This is a genomic window from Streptomyces sp. NPDC059788, from assembly GCF_042732265.1.
Classification (GTDB): domain Bacteria; phylum Actinomycetota; class Actinomycetes; order Streptomycetales; family Streptomycetaceae; genus Streptomyces.
Map to the genome: position 1 here is coordinate 58,637 of NZ_JBHWHY010000009.1, position 23,366 is coordinate 82,002.

General features: G+C 71.3%; 21 protein-coding genes, 1 tRNA gene and 1 pseudogene. 14 read left to right on the top strand and 9 right to left on the bottom strand.

The window, feature by feature from the left end; translation table 11 throughout:
• Window positions 1–162 precede the first annotated feature (162 nt).
• Window positions 163–1,092, top strand: coding sequence for a 1-phosphofructokinase family hexose kinase (locus tag ACFV57_RS10255; protein ID WP_385228200.1), 930 nt, complete (start codon window positions 163–165; stop codon window positions 1,090–1,092).
• A gap of 148 nt (window positions 1,093–1,240) precedes the next feature.
• On the opposite strand, the gene ACFV57_RS10260 is transcribed toward ACFV57_RS10255, so the two are convergent.
• Entirely contained in the window at window positions 1,241–2,203 is a 963-nt protein-coding gene (locus ACFV57_RS10260) for a carbohydrate-binding protein (RefSeq protein ID WP_385228203.1), read from the bottom strand.
• A gap of 324 nt (window positions 2,204–2,527) precedes the next feature.
• Entirely contained in the window at window positions 2,528–4,216 is a 1,689-nt protein-coding gene (gene cdgB, locus ACFV57_RS10265) for a diguanylate cyclase CdgB (protein ID WP_385228206.1), read from the bottom strand.
• A gap of 302 nt (window positions 4,217–4,518) precedes the next feature.
• On the opposite strand from cdgB, the gene ACFV57_RS10270 reads away from it, so the two are divergent.
• Window positions 4,519–5,121 carry a flavin reductase family protein gene (locus ACFV57_RS10270; RefSeq protein ID WP_385228209.1) on the top strand — a complete coding sequence of 201 codons (603 nt, stop codon included), beginning with the start codon at window positions 4,519–4,521 and terminating at the stop codon, window positions 5,119–5,121.
• 105 nt (window positions 5,122–5,226) lie between these two features.
• On the opposite strand, the gene arfB is transcribed toward ACFV57_RS10270, so the two are convergent.
• Window positions 5,227–5,664, bottom strand: a complete 438-nt coding sequence (arfB, locus tag ACFV57_RS10275; RefSeq protein ID WP_385228212.1) for an alternative ribosome rescue aminoacyl-tRNA hydrolase ArfB — start codon at window positions 5,662–5,664, stop codon at window positions 5,227–5,229.
• 224 nt (window positions 5,665–5,888) lie between these two features.
• Here arfB and ACFV57_RS10280 point away from each other — a divergent pair, with 224 nt between their 5' ends.
• From ACFV57_RS10280 to ACFV57_RS10290, 3 genes and pseudogenes are all read left to right on the top strand, one after another.
• Window positions 5,889–6,464 (top strand): TerD family protein, encoded by a 576-nt coding sequence (locus ACFV57_RS10280; protein ID WP_385228215.1) that lies wholly within the window; start codon window positions 5,889–5,891, stop codon window positions 6,462–6,464.
• A gap of 360 nt (window positions 6,465–6,824) precedes the next feature.
• Window positions 6,825–7,435 (top strand): annotated as a pseudogene (locus ACFV57_RS10285) (M24 family metallopeptidase); the annotation flags it as partial.
• 199 nt (window positions 7,436–7,634) lie between these two features.
• Window positions 7,635–8,132 carry a hypothetical protein gene (locus ACFV57_RS10290; protein ID WP_385228218.1) on the top strand — a complete coding sequence of 166 codons (498 nt, stop codon included), beginning with the start codon at window positions 7,635–7,637 and terminating at the stop codon, window positions 8,130–8,132.
• A 727-nt stretch (window positions 8,133–8,859) separates the two neighbouring features.
• On the opposite strand, the gene ACFV57_RS10295 is transcribed toward ACFV57_RS10290, so the two are convergent.
• The gene (locus tag ACFV57_RS10295; RefSeq protein WP_385228556.1) at window positions 8,860–9,504 is read right to left on the bottom strand and encodes a pentapeptide repeat-containing protein; all 645 of its coding nucleotides are present in this window, start codon (window positions 9,502–9,504) and stop codon (window positions 8,860–8,862) included.
• A 450-nt stretch (window positions 9,505–9,954) separates the two neighbouring features.
• On the opposite strand from ACFV57_RS10295, the gene ACFV57_RS10300 reads away from it, so the two are divergent.
• From ACFV57_RS10300 to ACFV57_RS10315, 4 genes are all read left to right on the top strand, one after another.
• Window positions 9,955–11,214, top strand: a complete 1,260-nt coding sequence (locus tag ACFV57_RS10300) for an NAD(P)-binding protein (protein ID WP_385228220.1) — start codon at window positions 9,955–9,957, stop codon at window positions 11,212–11,214.
• A gap of 253 nt (window positions 11,215–11,467) precedes the next feature.
• Window positions 11,468–12,481, top strand: a complete 1,014-nt coding sequence (locus ACFV57_RS10305) for a zinc-binding dehydrogenase (RefSeq protein WP_385228223.1) — start codon at window positions 11,468–11,470, stop codon at window positions 12,479–12,481.
• 132 nt (window positions 12,482–12,613) lie between these two features.
• A complete protein-coding gene (locus tag ACFV57_RS10310) occupies window positions 12,614–12,823 on the top strand; it encodes a hypothetical protein (RefSeq protein WP_385228226.1) in 210 nt (69 codons plus the stop codon).
• 179 nt (window positions 12,824–13,002) lie between these two features.
• Entirely contained in the window at window positions 13,003–13,878 is an 876-nt protein-coding gene (locus ACFV57_RS10315) for a GyrI-like domain-containing protein (RefSeq protein ID WP_385228229.1), read from the top strand.
• Window positions 13,879–14,118: 240 nt separating this feature from the next.
• On the opposite strand, the gene ACFV57_RS10320 is transcribed toward ACFV57_RS10315, so the two are convergent.
• Window positions 14,119–15,072: a phosphotriesterase gene (locus ACFV57_RS10320; protein WP_385228232.1), complete on the bottom strand. Its 954-nt coding sequence runs from the start codon at window positions 15,070–15,072 to the stop codon at window positions 14,119–14,121.
• A 173-nt stretch (window positions 15,073–15,245) separates the two neighbouring features.
• On the opposite strand from ACFV57_RS10320, the gene ACFV57_RS10325 reads away from it, so the two are divergent.
• Complete coding sequence (locus ACFV57_RS10325) at window positions 15,246–16,079, top strand: LysR family transcriptional regulator (protein ID WP_385228234.1); 834 nt, start codon at window positions 15,246–15,248, stop codon at window positions 16,077–16,079.
• 156 nt (window positions 16,080–16,235) lie between these two features.
• Here the strand turns inward: ACFV57_RS10325 and ACFV57_RS10330 are convergent, their stop codons facing one another.
• Entirely contained in the window at window positions 16,236–16,433 is a 198-nt protein-coding gene (locus ACFV57_RS10330; protein WP_385228237.1) for a hypothetical protein, read from the bottom strand.
• Between the two features lie 166 nt (window positions 16,434–16,599).
• Between ACFV57_RS10330 and ACFV57_RS10335 the strand changes: the two genes are divergently transcribed.
• Window positions 16,600–16,995 carry a GNAT family N-acetyltransferase gene (locus ACFV57_RS10335; RefSeq protein ID WP_385228240.1) on the top strand — a complete coding sequence of 132 codons (396 nt, stop codon included), beginning with the start codon at window positions 16,600–16,602 and terminating at the stop codon, window positions 16,993–16,995.
• Window positions 16,996–17,176: 181 nt separating this feature from the next.
• On the opposite strand, the gene ACFV57_RS10340 is transcribed toward ACFV57_RS10335, so the two are convergent.
• A tRNA-Thr gene (locus ACFV57_RS10340) sits at window positions 17,177–17,250 on the bottom strand.
• 177 nt (window positions 17,251–17,427) lie between these two features.
• Between ACFV57_RS10340 and ACFV57_RS10345 the strand changes: the two genes are divergently transcribed.
• From ACFV57_RS10345 to ACFV57_RS10355, 3 genes are all read left to right on the top strand, one after another.
• Window positions 17,428–18,564, top strand: coding sequence for an ABC transporter ATP-binding protein (locus ACFV57_RS10345; RefSeq protein ID WP_385228243.1), 1,137 nt, complete (start codon window positions 17,428–17,430; stop codon window positions 18,562–18,564).
• 395 nt (window positions 18,565–18,959) lie between these two features.
• Window positions 18,960–19,379 (top strand): hypothetical protein, encoded by a 420-nt coding sequence (locus tag ACFV57_RS10350; RefSeq protein WP_073759362.1) that lies wholly within the window; start codon window positions 18,960–18,962, stop codon window positions 19,377–19,379.
• 30 nt (window positions 19,380–19,409) lie between these two features.
• Window positions 19,410–20,135, top strand: a complete 726-nt coding sequence (locus ACFV57_RS10355; protein WP_385228247.1) for an NDP-sugar synthase — start codon at window positions 19,410–19,412, stop codon at window positions 20,133–20,135.
• Window positions 20,136–20,330: 195 nt separating this feature from the next.
• On the opposite strand, the gene ACFV57_RS10360 is transcribed toward ACFV57_RS10355, so the two are convergent.
• Window positions 20,331–22,004 carry a DoxX family membrane protein gene (locus tag ACFV57_RS10360; protein ID WP_385228250.1) on the bottom strand — a complete coding sequence of 558 codons (1,674 nt, stop codon included), beginning with the start codon at window positions 22,002–22,004 and terminating at the stop codon, window positions 20,331–20,333.
• Between the two features lie 355 nt (window positions 22,005–22,359).
• Entirely contained in the window at window positions 22,360–23,316 is a 957-nt protein-coding gene (rlmB, locus tag ACFV57_RS10365) for a 23S rRNA (guanosine(2251)-2'-O)-methyltransferase RlmB (RefSeq protein ID WP_385228253.1), read from the bottom strand.
• Window positions 23,317–23,366: the final 50 nt, after the last annotated feature.

Consider the following 23,366-nt stretch of genomic DNA (forward strand, 5'->3'; position numbering starts at 1 on the left):
GACGGTGCGGCGGTCGGCTCAAAGGCTGGGCCAACCGCCGCTCACGATGGCATGATCGCTGCGCACTCGCGCACCCGCGCGGCTGTCCGTCCCGCACGGGCCCACCGGCCGCTTGCCCGGTGTGCCGCCGTCCGTCCACGTATGTTCCGGGGAGGGGGAACCATGATCCTCACGGTCACGCTGAACGCAGCCCTCGACATCACCTACCGCGTGCCCCGGCTCCAGCCGCACTCCACCCACCGCGTCACCGAGGTCTCCGAGCGCCCGGGCGGCAAGGGCCTGAACGTCGCCCGGGTGCTGACCGCCCTCGGCCACGAGGCGGTCGCCACCGGGTTCGCGGGCGGCGGCACCGGCGACGCGCTGCGCGCGCTGCTCGCCCAGGAGACCGCGGTGACCGACGCGCTGGTACCGCTCGGCGGCGCGACCCGGCGCACCGTCGCCGTCGTGGACGAGTCCACCGGCGACACCACGCAGCTCAACGAGCCGGGCCCGATCGTGACGCCCGCCGAGTGGGACGCGTTCATGTCGACCTACCGCGAACTGCTCGCCGACGCGCGGGCGGTGGCGCTGTGCGGCAGCCTCCCGCCGGGCGTCCCCGTCGACGTCTACGCGCGGCTGACCCGGGCCGCCCGTACGGCGGACGTACCCGTCCTGCTGGACACCAGCGGCGAGCCGCTGCGCCGCGGCCTGGCCGCCCGCCCCGACCTCGCCAAGCCCAACGCCGACGAACTGGCCGCCCTCACCGGCTCCACCGAACCGCTGCGCGCCGCCCGCGACGCGCGCCGCCGCGGCGCCCACACGGTGGCCGCCTCCCTGGGCGCCGACGGCATGCTGGTGGTCACCTCGGACGGCGCCTGGCAGGCCGCCCCGCCCCGGCGCATCGCCGGCAACCCGACCGGCGCCGGCGACTCGGCGGTGGCCGGCCTGCTCTCCGGCCTGGTCGAGAACCTGCCCTGGCCGGCCCGGCTGGCACGCGCGGTGGCCCTGTCGGCGGCGACCGTACGGGCCCCGGCGGCGGGGGAGTTCGACCGGGGGACGTACGAAGAACTGCTGGGGGAGATCAGGGTTACGGAGCATCCGACGGGGGCTTGAGGGACGGGGCGCCGGCCCGGCGCCCGCGTGCGTCCCGAAGGCCGAAGGCGCCGACGTCGCCTGAGGGGGCGTCGGCGCACAGGTGCGGGGCCGGTCGTCGGCACAGGCGGCCGGCCCGGACGTCGGCGCACACGTACGGGGCCGGTCGTCAGCCCTTCACATGCCCCGCCTTGAGCCGGACGCGGTCGAGGTTGACCTCGCACTGGTCGCCCTGCTCGCAGGAGATCTTGAGCGTGTTGGTGCCCTTGTTGAGCTTGATCCACCGGTAGGTGTACGTCCAGCCCTTGTCCCAGGCACCTTCGGAGGCGTGGGCGAAGTTGGACATGTTGATCTTGTCGGGTGTCCCGCCGTTCACCCCGAGCGTCGTCTTCGCGTCCTTGCCCGGCACGCCGTAGTCGATGAGCAGCGTGTAGTCACCGCCCTCGGGGGCGTCGACCGACCAGGTGGCGGCGGCGCCGACCTTGTTCAGCGACACGTACGCGCCGTTCGGCGACTTCGCGCCCGGTACCGACTTGTCCGTGCTCGCCTCCGGACTCAGCGAGAGCGACGCCGCGGCCTCCTTCGGCAGCGGGCCCTGGGACGGCTTGCTCGACGGCTTGTCGCTGGGCTCGACGGACTCACCGGCCGTCGGCGTCGGGTCGCCGCCGCCCGCCTCGTCCTTCTTGTCGCTGTTGCTATTGGTGATCATCGCCACGCCGATGCCGACGCAGACCACCGCGACGACCGCGACCGCGCCGATCAGCAGGCCCTTGTGGTTGCGCCGGGGCGCGCCGTCGCCGTGACCCTGGGGTGGGCCCTGGCGGGCGTTGTCGCCGCCGGGGAGCGTCTCGGGGGCCGCGTAGTGGGCGTTCTGCTGCCCGTAGGGCTGCTGGTTCTGCTGCCCGTACGGCTGCTGCGCGGGGACCTGCTGCTGGCCGTACTGGCGCTGTCCGTACTGCCGCTCGCCGACCGCGCGCACCTGGTTGTACGAGGCACGCGGTACGCCCGGCCGACGCTCCGCCGGGCCGCCCGCCGTGCCCTGTGCGCCGCCCTCGCCGCCTTCGGAACGGTAGAGGTGGGCGAACGGGTCGTCGTCCTCGGGCGTGCCCGCGCCGTTGTTGCCGGCCGTCATTCCGTGTCACTCCCCAGCGGTCTGTACGAGATGGCTGTACTGATTCTCAGGCCCCCGGCGGCGCCCCGCCGCATCGGCGCAGCCTACCCCGTTCGAGGGATGCCACGCCGAGCCGGAACGGCCACAGGATCGCTACAGATGCGCGGGGCGGGGGCCCGGCGGAAGCGGTATGGAGGCCCGGCGGAAGGGGGGTGCAGGCCCGGCGGAAGCGGGGTGGGGGCTCGGCGGAGGTGGTGTGCGGGTGCACGGTGGTGTGCGGGTGCACGGCTGAGGGGGCGCGCGGGCGCGGCCCGGGGCGCTCCGGCCCCCCAGGGCGCGCGCCGGTCAGCCCGCGCGCCGGCCCGCCTTCGAGCGGGACCGCTTCTCGACGTACATCCGCTGGTCGGCGGATTGCAGGACCTCCTCGGCGGACATCCCGCAGGCCGCCCAGCCGATGCCGAAGCTCGCGCCGACCCGGACCGCCCGGCCGTCCACCCGAATGGGCGGGATGATGCCGTTGCGGAGCCGGACCGCGAGGTCCTGCGCGTCGGCCTTGCCGAGGCCGTCCGCGAGGACCACGAACTCGTCACCGCCGAGCCGGGCGACCGTGTCGCCGTCCCGTACGCCGTTGGTCAGCCGCCGGGCCACCTCGATGAGCACCGCGTCCCCCGTGTGGTGCCCGAAGCGGTCGTTGATCGACTTGAAGCCGTCCAGGTCGCAGAAGAGGACCGCGAGCCCCTTGGCCCCGTCGTCCTCCGGCCCGTCCGACGGCGCGATGACGTGGACGTGGTGGTCGTACGGGCCGGTCGGCCCCCGCTCCGGGCCGTCGGCGGCGTCGTACCCGTCGAAGACCTCGGGGCCGTCGGAGCCGAAACCGTGCGCCTCCTGGAAGGCGGCGACCGACGCGGCGGAGGCGGCCGAGGCGTACGCGTCCGCGTCCGAGCCGGGCGGGCGCGAACACAGCCGGGCGCCGAGCCGGGCCCGCAGCTCGGCACTGTTGGGCAGGCCGGTCAGCGCGTCGTGACTGGCGCGGTGCGCGAGCTGCAGCTCGTGGCGCTTGCGCTCCTCGATGTCCTCGACGTGCGTGAGCAGGAAGCGCGGCCCGTCGGCGGTGTCGGCGACGACGGAGTTGCGCAGCGAGACCCATACGTACGTGCCGTCGCGGCGGGCGAGGCGCAGCTCGGCGCGCCCGCCCTCGGCGGAGGTGCGCAGCAGCGTGCCGATGTCCTCGGGGTGGACGAGATCGGAGAAGGAGTAGCGGCGCATGGCGGACGCCGGGCGGCCCAGCAGACGGCACAGCGCGTCGTTCGTACGGTGGAGACGGCCGTGCTGGTCACCACCCATTTCGGCGATGGCCATGCCGCTCGGCGCGTACTCGAAGGCCTGCCGGAAACTCTCCTCGCTGGCGCGCAGGGCCTGCTGCTCGCGCTCCAGGCGGACCAGCGCGCGCTGCATGTTGGCGCGCAGCCGGGCGTTGCTGATCGCGATGGCCGACTGGAACGCGTACATCTGCAGGGCTTCCTGCCCCCACGCGCCGGGGCGGCGGCCGTTGCGCGGCTTGTCGACGGAGAGCACGCCGAGCAGTTCGCCGCCGCCGTTCGCGGCCGCGTACATGGGCGCGAAGAGGCGGTCCATCGGATGCCACTCGCCGGGGAAGCGCGGCTCGGGCCCGGCGGCGTGCCACTGCGGCACATCGTCGTCGTCCAGCACCCAGCCCTCGGTGTGCGGGATGAAGCACAGGCCGCCCCAGCGCTCGGCCATGTTCAGCCGGCGGTCCCACGAGGGGCGGGAGCCGACCCGGCCCGCCATGAGGGCCTCGGCACCGGCGCTGCCGGCGACCGCGGCCACCACGAGATCACCGTCCGGCCGTACGAGGTTGACCGCGGCCAGCTCGTATCCGAGCCCCGTGATCACTCCGTCGGCGACGGTCTGCAGGGTGTCCGCAAGGCTGCGTGCGGTGTTCAGCTCGGCGACCACTTGGTGCAGCTGCCGCAGGGTCGCAAGACGGACGTATGGCTCCGACTCGGTCTCCATCGCTCGCTCTCCCCGAGACCTCGACAGCAACTCCAGGATTCTGTGTCGTCCGATTGCCACGGCCACTGAATCACAGTGAGCTGTTCACTCGGTACACAGGGTCAACAATTACTGGCTGCTGTGACTCAAGTCACAGAGCGTGGCGGTCACTTGATGATCTTCGAAATCGGGTCGCCGGGGCCGCTTCTACAATTCCTGAACGCAAATCCGGACGCAAGGGAGGGCTCCGCCGCCGGACCTAGGGCGCGCCTGGTCCCCGGGCCCGATGCGGGCCGCCCACGGCCCCCGTTAGCGTTCATGGCGTGTTCACGAAAACCTCCGCCGCCACGCCCGGCGATCGCCCCACGGCGCCCGCCGCGCCACTCTCCGCACCCGGTGAAGGCCCGATCCCCCATCCTGGAGGGGTGAGTGACGACGAGTTCCGCGCCGCCCTGTCCCGACTCGCCGCCGGGGTCGTACTGATCACCGCACACGACGCGGAGGACGGGCCGCGCGGCGAGGACGTGGGCATGACCGCCACGGCCTTCATGTCCGTATCGCTCGAACCGCCCTTGGTGATGGTGAGCGTTCGCAACGACTCCCGCATGGACGACCTTCTGGAACGCCAGCCCCTATGGGCGGTTTCGGTGCTGTCGGAGGGGCAGCGGCACATTGCGGGCCGGTTCGCCATGAAGAACCGCATCAGCGACCGACTGCTCTTCCAGGACATTCCTACGGAACGGGGCGAAGCGACCGGGTCACCACTGATCGACGGGGCGCTGGCGCGGCTGGAGTGCCGTACGGAACAACGAGTCGTCGCCGGCGACCACACCCTGGTGATCGGGCGGGTGCTGACGGCGGGGGCCCCGGGGGCGGACAAGGGGCCGCTGACGTATTTCCGGGGGAAGTATCGGCATTTGGGGTGAGGAGCGGGCGGGGCCGGAGAGGGCGGGAGCAGACTCCGTCTATCGAAGCCGGGGAGGGCTCACGTCACAGCCTCATGCTCGCTCACGCGACTCAAGCCTCGGGGCTCACGTCCAGTCGCGTCCGGAGCGTCCGCGTTTGACGTCGCCGCGCTGCTTCTTCTCCCGCAGCCGGCGCTCGTTGATCCCGCGCGGTATCCGGCTCTTGCGCCGCGGCTTGGGCGGCGGCGCCGTGACCTCGGCGAGCAGCGAGGCGAGTCGTACGGCGGCGGTCTCCCGGTTGCGCCACTGGGAACGGTGCTCGGCGGCCCGTACGGACACCACCCCACCGTTCAGCAGCCGGCCGCGCTCGGCCAGCCGCTGGAGCGCCCGCTCCTTCCAGACCTCCGGCAGCGCATCGGTGCCGGCGACGTCGAAACGCAACTCCACCTGGCTGTCCGAGGTGTTGACGTGCTGCCCGCCGGGGCCCGAGGAACGCGAAAAACGCCACACCAGCTCGGCCTCCGGGAGAGTGACCGAACCGCGGATGACGTAGGGCCCTGACATGCCCCCATGATCCCGCGTCCGCCCGCTCCCGTCACCTTCTTTTGCCGCACCGCCACTGCCGTCCCCCTGCATCCGGCACGCCTCCCCGCCACCCGGCATCAGGATTTGGCAAAGAAAGTAAAGGGAGCTGGAACCCGACGGTCCCTTAGTGGCGTTGTGCAGGGTGACGGTAGCTTCGTCAGCAGTACGGAGCCCGACGATTCGACGAGGAAAGGGACATCCCCATGGCTGTAAGCCTGTCCAAGGGCGGCAACGTCTCGCTCACCAAGGAGGCACCGGGCCTGACCGCCGTCACGGTCGGCCTCGGCTGGGACGTCCGCACCACCACCGGCACGGACTTCGACCTCGACGCGAGCGCCATCGCGGTCAACACGAGCGGCAAGGTCTTCTCGGACCAGCACTTCGTCTTCTTCAACAACAAGGTCACGCCGGACCAGTCCATCGAGCACACGGGCGACAACGTCACCGGTGAGGGCGAGGGCGACGACGAGCAGATCAAGGTCAACCTGGCCGCCCTCCCGGCCGACATCGACAAGATCGTCTTCCCGGTCTCGATCTACGACGCCGAGAACCGCAGCCAGAACTTCGGCCAGGTGCGCAACGCCTTCATCCGCATCGTCAACCAGGCCGGCGGCGCCGAGATCGCCCGCTACGACCTGAGCGAGGACGCGGCGACCGAGACCGCCATGGTCTTCGGCGAGCTGTACCGCAACGGCGCCGAGTGGAAGTTCCGCGCCGTCGGCCAGGGCTACGCCTCCGGCCTGGTCGGCATCGCGAAGGACTTCGGCGTCAACGTCTGATCCCGAGCGATCCCCGGGCGCGGCCCTCCCTGAACGGCCCGCGCCCGACCACCACGCACACGTCGCGCCCCGCCGAGAGCTCCGCCCCGGCGGGGCGCGCCGCGTGCCAGGGGGCTGCTCCAGCCCCCTCGGTCACAGCCCAACAGGGGGTCTCCGGGGCTCCGGGGGCTGCGGGGCTCCGGGGGCTCCGGGGGCTGCGGGGCTCCGGGGGCTCCGGCTGCTCCACGGCGTCGGGGCGGGGTCGGGGACGGCGTTGGGGGCGGGGACGGCGTCGGGGGCGGGGGCGGCGTCTCTGGATAAGCGGACCGCCGCCGACCCTGCGGCGCTGCCGGTACTCCCAACTGCCGGTACTCCCAGTACTGCGGCGCGATCGTCGCCGGGTGGGCAGGCAACGCGGCCGTCAGCTTCACGATCGGCGCCCTGAGCCAAGCCCAGCCGAACGGAAGCCACTGGACACCACGCGGCAGGCCCTGGCGGCCGGCATCGCCGCAGCGGTCGCGGGAGCCACGGCGGTCGCGGGAGCCACGGCAGTCGCGGGAGCCACGGCGGTCGTCGGCGCCAGGGCGGTCGTCGGCGCCCGTATCGGGGACATCGCCCACGCCGTCAGCAGCATCAGGCACGCCGCCGGCTACGGCATTCCGGCCGACTGCGGCGGCTACGGCGGCTACGGCGGCTACGGCGGCTACGGCGGCTACGGCATCGTCCGCCGGATGCACGAGGGCGACGAGGCCCCGGGACCCCGTGCCCCAGGGGGAACGGGACCCCAACGAGAGCCGCACCGGCCGTGGCTTCAAGCTCCGCCAAGGTCCGGTCATCGCCGTCGAGCCGATGTTCCCGACGGGCGGCGGTGACCACTACTACCCTGCCTCCGACAGCTGCACACTGTGCCCCACCGACGGCAGCCGCGCCGCCCACTTCGAACACACCGTGGCCATCAAGGACGCAGGCCCCGGGTGCTGACCTTGCCGTAGTCGCGCCTCCTTGCTCACCTACGAGTACGTCGACCGACGTGCCCGTCCGCTCTCCGGCTGCCACCGACACCCGCCGACGGCCACCGGCGGCCGCTGACAGCCCCGGCCGCCACGACAGGCCTCGGCAGCGTCGGCGAACCGCGGCACCGACTGCCCGCGACGGCGCGGACGAACGTACGAGCGTGACACCATCAAGAACGTGATCGACCTCGGCTACTCCCTCTCCCGCCGTTTTCCGGACCCGCCGCAGACGGACTACCGCACCGCCGACGTGCGGGCCCTGCGCCACGACCTGTTCTGCGGCGACGTCTATCTGGCCGACACCAAGGCGGACCGCGAGATCCAGACCGCCTGGGGCTGGGTGCCGGTGCTGGACTTCGCCTGGGCGCTGTGCGACATCGTCGAGCGGATCGACCGCGATCCGCTCGGCAACCGCGCCGCGCAGCCACAGTTCGCGGAGCTGGATTTCACCGAATCGGCGGACCGGATGTACTTCGAACGCCGCTTCGGCTGGGTGGACGTCGACGCCGACTGGATGCCGGCCGAAGAAGCGCCGCTCACCCTCCAGCACTCCGCGCTGCGCCGCGAGGCCCGCGACTTCCTGCACGATCTGATCGCCGACCTCACCGACCTGCACGACGGACTCGGCGACAACCCGGCCGTATGGGACCTCCAGGCCCGCTTCCCCCGCGTCTGAACGTCCCCCCGGCTGCGGCGCCGCACCCGCGTACTGCCGCGCCGCCTGCCACGGCGCGGATGCCTGTCACGCCTGCCAGGTATCCGCACACCGTCGCGCCAGCCACACCCCCTTGCGCTACTGCACCCGCCGCCTTCCCCAGCGCCGCACTGGTCACGTTGCCGTGCACCGCCGTGCCCGTCGCGTCCCCGTGCGCCACCGCACTCGTCGCACCCCGGGCACCGCTGTGCCCGCCGCGTCCCCATGCACCACCGCGCCCGTCGCGTCCCCGCGCGTCGTCGTGTCCGCTTCGGCTATCGCTTCCATCCTGGCTCCCGAATTCCTCCCGGCCGCCACCCCCACATCCCTACCGATTGCCGCCTTCGCCCCGGCTCCAGCACCCCGCCCGGCTCCTGCCTTCGACCCGGCTTCCGTTCCCGTCCTGCCCTCTGACTCCGTCCAGGGTTCCGTTCCTGTCCCGGTTCCTGCTTCCCTGCCGACTTCGGCTCCGCGCCGGCTTCGCTCCCCCGCCTCCGTCCGGGCTTCAGCCTCCGCGCACCGGAGGGCCTGACGGCCGGGCGCCCCGACGACTCAGCTCCCCGACGCGCCGCCCGCTTCCAGGACGGGCTCCGCCTTCCGCTCCCGGCCTCCGTTCCCCCTCCCTCGCCCCGTCACGTCCCTCCCGTAGCTCCCCCTCCCGTACGTCCCTCCGAAACTCCAATCCGGCCCCCCGCTCCCCCTCCCACCGTCACTCCACCCGCACCCCTATCTCCGCCGCGAACGCCGGTGCCAGGTCCATCAGCTGGGCCGAGCTGATCACCGCGCCCGCCAACCGGTCGATCCCTCGCGCGATGTCCAGCCGGGCCACCCCGCGCAGGTCCACGTCGCGCATCCGTACGCCGCTGAAGTCCACCTGGGACAGCGTGCAGTCGTCGAAGCTCACCCGTTCCAGCTCCGCGCCGGCGAAGTCCGCCTCCACCAGCACGCACCCTTCGAAGGTGACGTCCTTCAGCTTCGCCTTGCGCAGATTGAGAAAGTCGATCTTCCCGCCGCGCACCAGCACCCGTTCCAGCGCCGCCGCGTGCATCTGAACGCCGCCGAGCCGCGCGTCCAGGACCTCGACATCCCGTAGCGACACCTGCGACAGGTCCGTCCCGACACCGCGCACCCCGTCCAGCACGCTGTCGATGAACCGCGCCCGGCTCAGGACCGTCTCGTCCAGCGCGCTCCGCCGTATCGCGCAGTCCATGAAGCGGGCCCCGCGCCCCGACTGCCCCGCCAGGTCGATATCGGCGAACTCCAGCCCGTCGTAATCCCCCTCGGTCTCCAACTCCCCACCCGGATACGGGCTCAGATCCGGCAGCCGCACCGCCGGCCGCCGCACCTCCCGCACCGGACGCTGCACCCCGTCCGTCCCTCCCGCCCGGTCCTCCCCTCCCGTAGGTCCCGATCGCCTCGGCCGCCCTGACTGTCCCGTCCGACCCGGCCGCCCCGACCCGCCGCCCCGCTCCGTCACGCCCGTCCACCGCCTTCCTGTCTGCCCGTACCGCTTCTGTCCGGATTCCGTCCGGATTCCAACCCGCACATCCCGCCCCACAACCGCGATCCGTTCCGCCCCACAACCGCGATCTGAACCCATCGTGAACCACCCCACTGACAATCCCCCGGACCCGGCACCTGACCAGGCGAAACGCCCCACGCCATCGCGCATGTCACAACCGCCCCCGCCCCATCCGTCCAAGTCACAAAGCCGCCCGCGCACCCGCGCGCCCGGCCTCCCACACCCCCTCACACCCACACCCACACCCGGCCCGGCCCGGCCCGGCCCGAAGGAGCGTTCACCATGCGACGACCCCACATCACCGTCATCGGCGGCGGCTTCGCAGGCCTGACCGCGGCCATCTCGTCCGCCGAGGGCAACGCAGCGGTCACCCTGTACGAGGCGCACTCTTCGCTCGGCGGCCGGGCCCGTACCGCCGAACGCCCGTACCGCACCAACGAAGGCCCACACGCCCTCTACAACGGCGGCCCGCACTGGACTTGGCTCAAGCAGCGCGGCCTCCTCAAGCCGCTCGCCCCGCTACCGCCCCTGGCTGCCACCCGCATCCGCTTCCACCGGCACGGCACGCTGCGCCGCATCCCCCCGGCAGGCCTGATCAAGCTGCGCGGTCTCCGCAACGCCCCGGTCGACCAGGACTTCTTCGGCTGGGCCACCGCCCAGGTGGGCGAGGAGGCGGCACGCGACGCAGCCCACTACATCGGCGTCGCCACCTTCCACCACGCCCCCGGCCTGCTCTCCGCGGCCTTCGTCCAGGAGCGGCTGCGGCGCACCACCACGTTCCCGCCCGAAGCGCACTACATTCAGGGCGGCTGGGGCGAACTCATCACCCGTATGGCCGACCGGGCCGCCGAGTTGGGCGTACGCATCGAGACGGGCGCCCGCATCGACGCACTGCCCGAAGGCGGCCCGGTGATTGTCGCGACCCACCTCGAATCGGCCCGGGCCCTCCTCAAGGACGACCGTCTGACCTGGCCCAGCGCTCGTACGGCGCTGCTCGACGTGGCGTTGCGCGCGCGGCGCGGCGACCTGTTCACCGTCTCGGGGCTCGACTTCCCCGGCTGGGTCGAACGTTTCACCGCTCAGGACCGGTCCCTCGCCCCGAACGGCGAGGAACTGCTCCAGTGCCAGGTCGGCATCGGCCCGGACGAGAACCGCGCCGACGGCCTCGCGCGCGCCGAATGCCTCCTGGACGCCGGTTTTCCGCAGTGGCGCGAGCGCCTCACCTGGCGCCGTGACGCCCTGGCCCTCGGCCGTACGGGCGCGGTGGACCTGCCCGGCACCACCTGGCGCGACCGGCCCTCCGTGGACCGCGGCAACGGCGTCTACCTGGCCGGTGACCAGGTGGCGGCGCCCGGTGTCCTCAGCGAGGTGTCGTTCGGCAGCGCCTTGGAAGCGAGCGCTCTGGCGCTGCGTTCCATCGCCGGCAAGACCTGCAAGGCCGACAGGACCGGCGAGGCAGCCAAGGCGGACAAGGCCGGCAATACCGCCAAGGCCCGCGTCCCCTCCCCGGTTCCCGGGGGCGCACATCTGCGGGCCTCCTGACCGGACATCTACGGGAGTCCACGGGCCTCCCGGTCCGTCCTTGACCTCAACCGCAGTTGAGGACACAGAGTGAGGGCCAACCGCACCGGCCCCGGCACCGCCACCGCCGTCGGCACCGGCCGAGCACAGCACGCCAGCCACCGGCGCCGTACTCACCCCCGCCGTACCCCTCCCTGTTACACCCGCCCTGCCCGCCCGCCGAACCGAACCGACCCGACCGGCGAGCGGCCATCGCCCTCACCTGGAGACCACCATGCACGCGATCCGTCTGCACGCCTTCGGCCCGGCCGAGAACCTCACCTACGAGACGACCGAGACCCCCGTCCCGGGCCCCGGCCAGGTCCGGATCGCCGTGGCGGCGGCCGGCGTCCACCTGCTCGATACGGCACTGCGCGAGGGACTCAAGGGCGGCCCGGCGCCGCTCCCCGACCTGCCGACCATCCCCGGCCGGGAGATCGCGGGCACGGTGGACGCCCTCGGCGACGGCACCGACCCCGCGTGGCTCGGCCGCCGGGTCGTCGCCCACTTGGGCATGAACCCGGGCGGCTACGCCGAAAAGGCCGTGGTCGACGCCGAAAAGCTCCACGAAATCCCCGGCAACCTGGACGAGGCCCAGGCCGTAGCCATGATCGGAACCGGCCGCACCACCATGGGCATCCTGCTCCTCGCCGGCCTCACCGCCGAGGACATCGCGATCGTCCCGGCCGCGGCCGGGGGCATCGGCTCCCTGATCGTCCAGTATGCGAAGAACACCGGCGCGACCGTCATCGGCCTCGCCGGTGGCCCGGCCAAGGTCGAACGTGTACGGAAGCTGGGCGCCGACCTCGCCGTGGACTACCGGGAGGACGGCTGGCCCACCGAGGTACGCGCCTTTCTGGACGAGCGCTCGGCCTCCGGTGCCAGCATCGTCTTCGACTCCGTGGGCGGCGAACCGGGCCGTGCCTCCGTGGACCTGCTCGCCCACGGCGGGCGTCACCTCGTCTTCGGGTGGTCCTCCGGCGGCCTGCTGACCGGCGGGCCGCTGGAGTTCGCCGAGGGCGAGCTGGAAGCGCGCGGCATCACCTCGGAGTCCGTGCTCGGCCCGGTGATGATGGCCAGGGCAGGCGGCGACAATCCGATGCGCACTCTGGAGACGGCCTCTCTCGCCGAGGCCGCGGCCGGCCGTCTCGTACCCGACGTGCAGCGCTTCCCGCTCGCCGAGGCGGCAGCCGCGCACCGCGCACTGGAGAGCCGCGGCACGATGGGCAAGGTCGTACTGATCCCGTAGCCTGCTGCTCCGGCGCGCGCCGTCCACATGTCCGATACGCCGTAACACCGCCCCGGGTGAAGCAACTTGGTCAGCAGGCCGTACGGGTCCACACCCTCGCCCTACGCGGTCAGCTCCGCAGCGCCCACCCCTGTGGCCTGCTCCGCAAACCCCTTCTCCTCCGCGGGCACCAGCAACTACGTCCGCCCCTCCGAGGTGACGGCCAGCGCGGTCGCCAGCCCCCTGAACCGCGTCGGCACGTACCCGCACAGCCACTCCATCAACGGCCCCGGCGTCACAATCATCCCCGCCGGCCCCGCCTCCTCCGCCGCATGGGCCGCCCGCGTCATCCGCCGCTCGTAGTCCCCACACGCCACCTGATACGCCACCCGCCGGACCGCCGATAAAGCCGGTCGACACCCCGGTCAGGTCCCACGGTCGGCGCCCAGGGGCCCCGGCACCCGACCGAACCGGGCACAGGATGTCGGGTGCGCAATGATGCGGTCTTCCTAACGTAATGGGCGTAAGGGAAGGAGACCGGAGTGCTGGAGCGCCTGAACGAGGCCCTGGAACACATCGAAAGGCATATCGACCGGCAGATCGAGGTGGCCGAACTGGCCCGTATCGCCATGACGTCGGAATACCACTTCCGCCGGATGTTCTCCGCACTCGCCGGCATCCCGCTGTCGGAATACATCCGTCGTCGGCGACTCACGATCGCGGGGGCCGAGGTGCTGGCCGGGGACCGGACGCTGCTGGAAATCGCGGTGCGGTACGGGTACGGGTCGGGCGAAGCGTTCGCGCGGGCGTTCCGAGCCGTACACGGCGTGGGTCCTGGCGAGGCACGGCGGAACGGCGCTTCGCTGCGTTCCCAGCCCCGGATGTCCTTCCGTCTCATTGTCGAAGGGAGCAGCAGTATGCGATATCGGGTCGTGGAGAAGGAACAGTTCCACGTCGTCGGCAAGAAGGCACGTGTCCCACTCGTCCACCAGGGCGCGAACCCGGCGATCGTGGATTTCGTCCGCGGCATCGACCAGGGGACGGTTCAGCGGATCACGGCACTGTCCGACCAGCAGCCGGAGGGGCTCGTAGCCGTGTGCGACGACCTCGACCCGAGCCGGGCGGAGGGCACCGAACTCGATTACTACCACGCCGTGGTGACCACCCGGACGGACACACCGGACGACTTGGACGCGCTGGTCGTCCCGGCCGGCACCTGGGCGGTATTCGAGAACTCCGGACCGTATCCGGAAGCGCTCCAGATTCTGTGGCGAGACGTATTCACGCAGTGGTTCCCGTCGAATCCGTACCGGAGCAGGCCGGGTCCGGAGATCCTGCGCACCCGTACAACTGACGACGGGACACAGGCAGAGGCGGAGCTGTGGATTCCTGTGGAGAAGGCGGCGACTGCCGGCTGAAGCGTGGCCGGGCTAAACATTCCGCGCATTCCGCATATTCCGTGCACGTGAAGGGATAGCCCGGCGCTATATGCGGCAAACAGCTCCGCCGGTGAGCAGAAACCGACACAGGCGCAGGCACCGGCGGGGCTGGGGGGACGGGGACGGAGGCAAGGAGCAGCTGGCAACACCGGCACCAACCACCAGCCCCCCGGCCCCGGCCCCTCCCCACTCATCCCACCCACCCCACCCCACCCCACCTCACTCAAAATGACGCCGCACATTCCCCACCAACATCATGTCGATCTCCTCCTCACTGACACCCGCCACCCGCAACGCCGGAAGAACGTCCTCACTGATGTGCCGGTAGTTCCACCTCTCCCCCATGACCTTCGGGTCGTCGAAGAAATCAATGTGACACGACGCGTCGTGCGAGAGAACCAGGCTTTCGACATATCCACGACGGACAAGTTCCACCACAGTCGCGACCCGCTGCTCGAACGGCAGGAATACGTCGACACCGAACCGGTCCATACCGAGCAGTGACCCGTTGTCGGCGAGTTCGGTGAGGTATTCGAGGTCGATGGAATCCCCCGAGTGACCGATGATGATTTTGCCCGGTTCCACGCCTTCCTCCGCCAGAAGGCGCTGCGCCACCAAACCCGACCGTGACGCGGCATGCGTGTGAACGGTGACCGGCACGCCCGTCTCGACACCGGCCCGCGCCACCGCCCGCATCGTGCGCTCCACGCCGTGGGTCAGCCCCGGCTCGTCGATCGCACACTTGAGGAAGGCCGCGCGCACCCCGGTGTCTCCGATACCCTCGGTGATGTCCCTGATGAACAGATCGGTCAGCGGTTCGGGCCGGTCGATGATCTCGCCGGGCCCGCGGTAGCCGAACTGTTGCGGCATGTCGTTCCACGTGTAGAGCCCGGTGGCGACGACGATATTGAGATCCGTCTGCCGGGCCACGGCCTGGATACGGGGAATGTAGCGGCCCAGCCCGAGAACGGTCGGGTCCATGATCGAGTCGATCCCCAGGGACTTGAGTCCATTGAGGTCGGAAACCGCCTGCGCAACCTTCTCCTCCTCGTTCCATTCGGTCTCGTAATTGATCCGGTATTCCTCCCCGATGACGAACACATGCTCGTGCACGAGCGTCTTGCCGAGCTGACGGGAGTCGATGAACCCGGCGGCCGTGTGGATATTGCTCATGGTCTCTCCTCATACGGGTACGCAAACTCTCCACACCCGGACCGAATACGTAACCGCGCCTCATGCCGTACGCCCCGCCGGAACCTGTCTGCGCCGGAAGGGCGTTTTCCAGTTGAGCACCGCGGAAGCACCCGAGCCATGACGGTTCTGATCCCGTTCGATACCCTGTAGGTATGGATCGGCTGGAGACTCGAGAACTCGACTATTTCGTCACCGTGGCGGAGGAACTCCACTTCGCGAGAGCAGCTGAGCGGCTCGGCATCAGCCAGCCACCACTGTCCCGGGCGATCGCGCGGCTCGAACGGCGCGTCGGAGCAAGGCTGTTCCACCGGACCAGCCGACGGGTCGAGCTGACGCCGGCTGGCGAAATCTTCCTGACGGACGCGCGAGCGGTGCTGGACGCCGTCGACGCCGCGGCACGGCGTGCGCGCCAGGCGGCTCGGGGAGATCGCCTCGTCGTAGCCGTACGACCGGGCACGGCGACGGGAATGCTCGCCGACGTCATGGACTTCTACGCGGCCCGGAGCAACGCGATGCCCACCGAAATCGTCTTCACCGACAACCAGGCGGGCGCGCTGCGCGACGGAACGGCCGACATCGGTCTGCTCTGCGGCACCGACGACCTCAGCGGGCTGCACAGCGAGGACTTGGCACCGGAACTTTCCGTCGCCCTGCTTCCCTCCGGCCACCACCTCGCCACCCGACCCGAGATCGCACGGGACGACCTACGCCAGGACCCCACCTTCCAAGCCCCGTCCCCGCCCGCCGCGATCGACGAGATCATCGACCTGGTGGCCCTCGGCAAACTCACCACGGTGGTGGGCGAAAGCATCCGCCGCCGACTGGGCCCGCGCGTGGCCGCGGTACCGGTCGCCGACGACCCGGGGACGATGCTGGTCCTCGCCTGGCACCCGCGCAGCCTTGCCGCGACCCGCGCCGATTTCGTACGGGCCGCACGATCGGCCGCCAAGTCCCGAGCAACAGGCGCCATGACGCTCGGCGCTTGACCACCTGGCCACCTGGCCAGGTGGCCAGCCGAACCCCTCCGGCACCGACAGCCGGGGGCCGCGGCGGAAGTCAACGCCATACGCCCCAAGCGGACCGTGGGCACCACCGGGGGCACCACACAGCACAGCTCAGCTCTCACCCGGCACGCCACGGGCTCACGGCGAGTAAGGATGTCGTTTGCCGAGCGCGCCCGCCAGCGACCGGATCACCCCGCTCAGCCGCTCGTTGGCCTCGTGAGGCAGGTCAGGGATCGGCGCTCCGGCCGCGAGATGCTCCCCTACCAGCCACAACACCTCGTGCAGGTCCTCAGCACTGGCCCGATCGAGGCGCAGGACGATGTCGTCGTCGGTCATGGCGGCAAGCTAGCCGATCAACTCACCCGCTATACAACTAGACCGGCCTACGAACTCGGGCCGCACACCAGGCAGATTGCACCCAGTGCACGCCACCGCCCCGACCGCCACCACGACCATCACCACGACCGCCACCGGCAACTTGCCCGGCTCCTAAAATCGCGCCATGACGGTCACATACGAATGGCGAGGCGACTTCGACAACGCAGCCGTCAACGCGCTGCACGCCGAAGGATTCGACCACCCACCCCTGGAAATCGACTGGTCAGGGCAGCTACGCCGGTACAGCCTCGGCTGGGTCTGCGCCCGGGAGGACGGCCGACTCGTCGGCTTCGTCAACGTCGCATGGGACGGAGGCGTCCATGCATTCATCCTGGACACGGTCGTGAACCGACAGCACCGCGGAAGCGGAATCGGTACGGCACTCGTAGCCACGGCCGTACGAGAAGCCCGCGCCGCCAAGTGCGAGTGGCTGCACGTCGACTTCGACGACGACCTGAAACGCTTCTACTTCGACGCCTGCGGCTTCAGACCGACGGACGCCGGATTGATCCAGCTCTGAGACGAGCAAAGCTGATCACCGCCACACCCCGTACCGGAGGCCCGATCCGGTACACCCCGCCCTCGAACCACCACCATGAAGCCCACAGCCACGCAGCCCACCCACCCCGCCCCCGCAGCCGCCCCCAGCAACAACAAGAAACCCCCGGCCACGTCTGTGACCAGGGGTTTCCCACTCTCCGAGCCCCCTGTCGGATTCGAACCGACGACCTACGCTTTACAAGAGCGTTGCTCTGACCAGCTGAGCTAAGGAGGCGTGCCTCGTGCAGTGTACCCAGGCACGCAGCCTACCTGGCGCCGCCATTTCGTGACCCGCGGGCTACTGACACCGGGCGTTCGCCCCGGTACCGTCACGGACAGTCCGCAGCAGTGGACTACACCACTCCTTTTACTCGGATCGTCCGGCACGTTCCTGCCGGTGAAGGGACACACCATGGCTACGGTCACCTACGACCAGGCAACCCGCATCTACCCGGGTTCCGAGAAGCCCGCCGTCGACAAGCTGGACATCGAGATCGAGGACGGCGAGTTTCTCGTCCTGGTCGGTCCGTCCGGCTGTGGGAAGTCCACCTCGCTGCGGATGCTCGCGGGGCTGGAGGACGTCAACGACGGTGCGATCCGGATCGGGGAGCGGGACGTCACCCACCTGCCGCCGAAGGACCGGGACATCGCCATGGTGTTCCAGAACTACGCGCTGTACCCGCACATGACCGTCGCCGACAACATGGGCTTCGCGCTCAAGATCGCGGGGGTCAACAAGACCGAGATCCGGCAGAAGGTCGAGGACGCGGCGAAGATCCTGGACCTGACCGAGTACCTGGGGCGCAAGCCCAAGGCGCTCTCCGGTGGTCAGCGGCAGCGTGTCGCGATGGGCCGGGCGATCGTCCGGGAGCCGCAGGTGTTCCTGATGGACGAGCCGCTGTCCAACCTGGACGCCAAGCTGCGCGTACAGACCCGTACGCAGATCGCCGGTCTCCAGCGCCGCCTCGGGATCACGACGGTCTACGTCACCCACGACCAGGTCGAGGCCATGACGATGGGCGACCGGGTCGCCGTCCTCAAGGACGGGCTGCTCCAGCAGGTCGACTCGCCGCGCAACATGTACGACCGGCCCAACAACCTCTTCGTCGCGGGCTTCATCGGGTCGCCGGCGATGAACCTGGTCGAGGTGCCGATCACGGACGGCGGCGTGAAGTTCGGCAACAGCGTCGTGCCGGTCAGCCGGGAGGCGCTGGCCGCCGCTGCCGACAAGGGCGACCGTACGGTGACCGTCGGCGTCCGGCCCGAGCACTTCGACATCGTCGAGCAGAACGGCAGTGCCGCCAAGTCGCTGTCCAAGGAGGCGGCGGACGCCCCGGCGGGTCTGGCCGTCACCGTCAACGTCGTCGAGGAGCTCGGCGCCGACGGGTACGTGTACGGGTCCGCGGTCGTCGGCGACGAGCACAAGGACCTGGTCGTACGGGTCAACGGGCGGCAGGTGCCGGAAAAGGGCACCGAGCTGCACGTCGTGCCGCGGCCGGGTGAGACGCACGTCTTCTCCACGTCGACGGGCGAGCGGCTGAGCGACTGAGCGGGGCGGGAGGCCGGGGCAGGGGCTGAGTCCCCAGGCCGGGAATCCGAGGTCCGAGGGGCCGAGGCCGAGGCCGAGGCCGATCGAGAGGCTGAGCAGTCGAGCCGGCCACCAGCCACCGGTCATCAGCCCCCAGACACCGGCCATCAGCCCCCAGCCACCGGCCCCCGGCCGAACACCAGCAAGGCGCGTCCCCATACGGCGGCGTCGGTCCCTCGGGGCCGGCGCCGCCGTTTCGCGTGGCCGGTCGCCGTACGTAGCTTGTCGACAAATACCCCGGCAGAGCCGTCATTTCGAGCCTGTACGTCAACATCGCGCACGTTCATCGAGCGAAAATATCGCTCGATTCGGTGACTAAATGTCGCCAAATCATCACTACTCGCTACCATCGCCCCGTGAACTCCGCAGCCCGCCGTATCGGCCGAACCCTCGCCCTCGTCCTGCCCGTCGTGCTCGTCCTGTCCGGAACGCTCGCGGTGACCCGCGTTCCGTGGGCGTCGCCCGGGACGGACTCGCAGATGCTGACCGCGTCCTCCGAGAACGCCTCCACCAAGGCCGGTTCCCGGGCGCCGCAGGACGTGCTCCGCGACCGGCTCCTGGTGGAACTCCAGGACAAGAACCCCGGTGTCGCCCTGACCCACCTCCAGGAGGAGACCACCAAGCGCCCCTCGCTGGCCAAGCACTGCGTGGCCATCGCGCGCGCCCTGGGCCGTGCCGCGGTCGCCAAGTACGGCGGTGCCGCGCACCGTGCGCAGGCCTGGTCCCGGCCGGTCTGCGATACGTCGTTCGCCACCGGCGTCGCCTCTGTCCAGTGAGCCCGGCTCGCACCGCATAGGGTGCGAACCATGACAGCCCCGTACCCGCACCCCACGCAGGCCGTGGTCCTGGCTGGTGGCCAGGGCTCGCGACTCCGCCCGTACACCGACGACCGCCCCAAGCCGATGGTCGAGATTCCCGGCACCGGAACCCCGATCATCGGCCACCAGCTCGCCTGGCTGGCCGCCGAGGGCGTCACGGACGCGGTCGTCTCCTGCGGTCATCTCGCCGAGGTGCTCCAGGACTGGCTGTCCCAGGCACAACTTCCCCTGCGTGTCACGACCGTTGTCGAGACCGAGCCTCTCGGTCGCGGTGGCGGTCTCAAGTACGCCGCCGCCTCGCTGCCCCGGCCGGACGAGCCCTGGTACGCGACCAACGGCGACATCTGGACCCGTTTCTCGCTGCGCGAGATGGCGGACTTCCACCATGAGCGCGGCGCGGACGCCACGCTCGCGCTGGCCCGGCCGCGCATTCCCTGGGGCGCCGTGGAGACCGACGAGTTCGGCCACGTCCTCGATTTCATCGAGTCGCCGCCCTCCCCCTATCTGATCAACGCCGGCGTGTACGTCTTCTCCGCCGCCTTCACCGGGCTGCTGCCCGCGCGCGGGGACCACGAGCGCACCACGTTCCCCCGCCTGGCCCGCGAACGCCGCCTGGCGGGTTTCCCGCTGCCGCACGGCGCCTACTGGCGCGCCATCGACACCGCCAAGGACCTGACCGAGGCCGCGAAGGAACTCGGGGCACAGTCCGCCTGATCGGGGCGCAGTCCGCCTGAGGTGGGGTGGGCGGAGTGGGGAGGGGTGGGGGCGCCCCTAGCCCCACAAGCCCTCACCACAGCCCCACCACGCACCGCGGCGGGCCCCAGAGCGCTCACACCGCTCCAGGGCCCGCCCGCGCCCTCAGGCGCCCGTCCGGCCCGCCTGCCCCCTCAGGGCCTCAGGCGCCCGTCCTCACCCCAACAAGCCGCCCAATGTGCTCCCGCGCCCCCTGCCGCTGCTGGTGCTGCTCGAACCGCTCTCGTCCGCGTCGCCGTTGGCGCCACCGGCGGTGCCGCCGACGGACGGTGCCTGGGGCGTCGTGGCCGGTGCGCGCGTCGGTGCGGACTGCCGCGGCGTCGTTCCGGTGGACGTGCGGCCGGGCTCCTGCGCCGATCCGTTCACGCTGCCGGTGGCCCGTGCCGTGCCGGGTGCCGGGGCCGAGGGTGCCTTCGCCTTCGGGGAGCCCGCCTTGCGCGAGGCGCCGGCCGACGGCTTGCCGGACTGCTTCGGCGTCTTGCCGGTGTGCCCGGGGCCGTGCTGCCGGCCCTTCGGCCCGCCGGGCTGCGACTGCTGCGGCAGCGGCGAGCCGGGGAGGTTGTTCGTCGCGGGCTCGCCCGGCTGCGGTACGGACGGCACCGTGGCGGACCGTACGGCCCCGCCCAGCAGCGACCCGCCCAGCAGCGTCAGACCGGCGACCACGGCCGTCAGGACGGCGCCACGGCGCAGTACCCGGCGCCGCAGGTCCCAAAGCTCGACCCGCGGGCCCAGCCGCCGCCACGCCTCGCCGGCCAGCCTCGCGTCCATCGAGTAGACCGGCGCGCCCGCGATGACCAGCGGGCTCCAGGCGGCGAGGTAGATGATGTCCGGCGCGTCGTAGACCGGCACGGTGCGCCAGCTGACCGTCATCAGGAGGGCCGCGGAGAGCAGTGCGCCGAACGACGCGGCGACCCGCTGCCACAGCCCGCACATGGTCAGCACGCCCACCACGACCTGGAGGAAGGCCACGGTCAGGCCAGCGCCCACGGGGTGCGAGACCGCGAAGTCGCGCAGCGGCGCGACGACGGTCCAAGGGTCCAGCGACTGGAGCCACTTGACCATGGAGCCGCGCTTGCCGCCGTCGAAGTAGACGGGGTCGCAGAGCTTGCCCATGCCCGCGTACACGCTGATCAGGCCGAGGAAGACGCGCAGCGGCAGCAGGACGACGCCGAGGTTCATCCGGCGGCCGGGGTAGTAGGCGTGCCGGATCGTGTCGCCGCCGCGCCGCTTGGGCTCGTCCCCGTACCGCTCGTACGCCGCCGTCTCCTCGTGCGAGTACGGCGGCTCGTCTTCGTAGTGGTCGTAGGCCCCGGTGGTCGGCCGCACCCCCCTGAGCAGGGTGGTGTCCGCGTCCACGGGGCCGCGCTGGCCGACCACGGTCGAGGCGGGGCCGCCGGTCCCCGTACGGGTGCCGGCGGCGGTGCCGGGCTGCTGCTCCTCGTCGAGCCGGACCCTGGGCAGCACCTGGGTCGTGGTGCCGCCGTCCTCGCCGCCGTCGGCGGCGACCGTGGTCCGTCCCGACTTCCGTACGGCGTGCAGAAGTTGGCTGGTGGCGGCGGTGGTGCCGCCCGGTTCGGTGCGGCCGCTCCACACCACGGGCGCGCGGCGTCTGCCGACCACCGGCTCCCGGACCGCGGGGATACGCGCGGTGTCGGCCACCGCGCTGCCGCTCGCGGCGGACGCGGCGAGCTGCACGCGGAAGCTGGCGTGATTGACAATGACCTGCGCGGGATCGCACGGCACCTTGACCGAGCTCAGCACCGGCTCGTCATCGAAGCCCGGCGAGCGTCCCCCCGTAGGCGTGCGGGGTGTTCTGGTGTCCACGCTCATCTAACCGAGTGACCCGCGTTTAAGACACTGCCTTGACCTCCCGGATCTGTCCGAGGCCCGTCAAGGGGGCGCCGGATCACCGGCGGTCTTACGGATGACCTCCACATGGCCGCCCTGACATGGCGGTCGCAGGTCCCTTCCCTAGCGCTGCCGAACACTCTTTCGGGTGATCTTTCGCGCGCCTGTGCGAGAGCGGGAGGTACGTCGGCAGAGCCCGCCCGGTACCGGGCGAAAGAGCGGGCGCGCGGTCCGGTGCCCCCGTCCGCGCGCCCTCACCACCCCACCGGATCACCGGATCACCGCGTCACAGGGCCACCAGGCGGCTCACCGGATCACCGATCGGTCGGGGGGACACTCACCCCCGCCGCCGCGCCGCCTCCCACAGCACCACGCCCGCCGCGACACCGGCGTTCAGCGACTCCGCGCCGCCCGGCATCGGGATGCGTACGCGGACGTCGCAGGTCTCGCCGACCAGCCGCGACAGGCCCTTGCCCTCGCTGCCGACGACGATGACGACCGGGCCGTCCAGCACCTCCAGGTCCTGGAGCTCCATCTCGCCGTCCGCCGCCAGGCCCACGACGGTCATGCCCGCCTTCTGGTAGCCCTCCAGGGCCCGCGTCAGGTTCGTGGCGCGGGCGACCGGCGTACGGGCCGCCGTGCCGGCCGAGGTCTTCCACGCGCCGGCGGTCATGCCGGCGGCGCGCCGCTCGGGCACGACCACGCCGTGCCCGCCGAACGCGGCGACGGACCGCACCACGGCACCGAGGTTGCGCGGGTCGGTGACGCCGTCCAGCGCCACGATCAGCGGGTCCTCGCCGTCGTCGAAGGCGGCGGCCGCCAGGTCCTCGGGGTGCGCGTACTCGTACGGCGGCACCTGGAGGACGAGGCCCTGGTGGTTGAGCCCGTTGGTGATCCGGTCGAGCTCGGGGCGCGGCGCCTCCATCAGGTTGATGTTGCCGCGGTCGGCGGCGAGCTGGAGGGCCTCGCGCACCCGCTCGTCGTTCTCGATGAACTGCTGCACGTACAGCGTCGTCGCGGGCACGCCGTCGCGCAGCGCCTCGAAGACCGGGTTACGGCCGACGACCAGCTCCGAGGTGCCCTTGGCGCCGCCGCGCCGCGGGGCCGGGCGCCGGTTGGCCGCCTGCTTGGCCTGGGCGTTGGCGATGCGGTTCTTCACATGCCCCTTCCGCGCGGACGCGGGCGGGGTCGGGCCCTTGCCTTCCAGGCCCCGGCGCCGCTGGCCACCGCTGCCGACCTGCATACCCTTCTTGTTGGACGTGCGGCGGTTCCTGCGCTGGCTGTTGCCGGCCATGGGTCACCTGTCTCTTCACTGCTCTCGACGTCTCGCGACGTGGAGTGGAT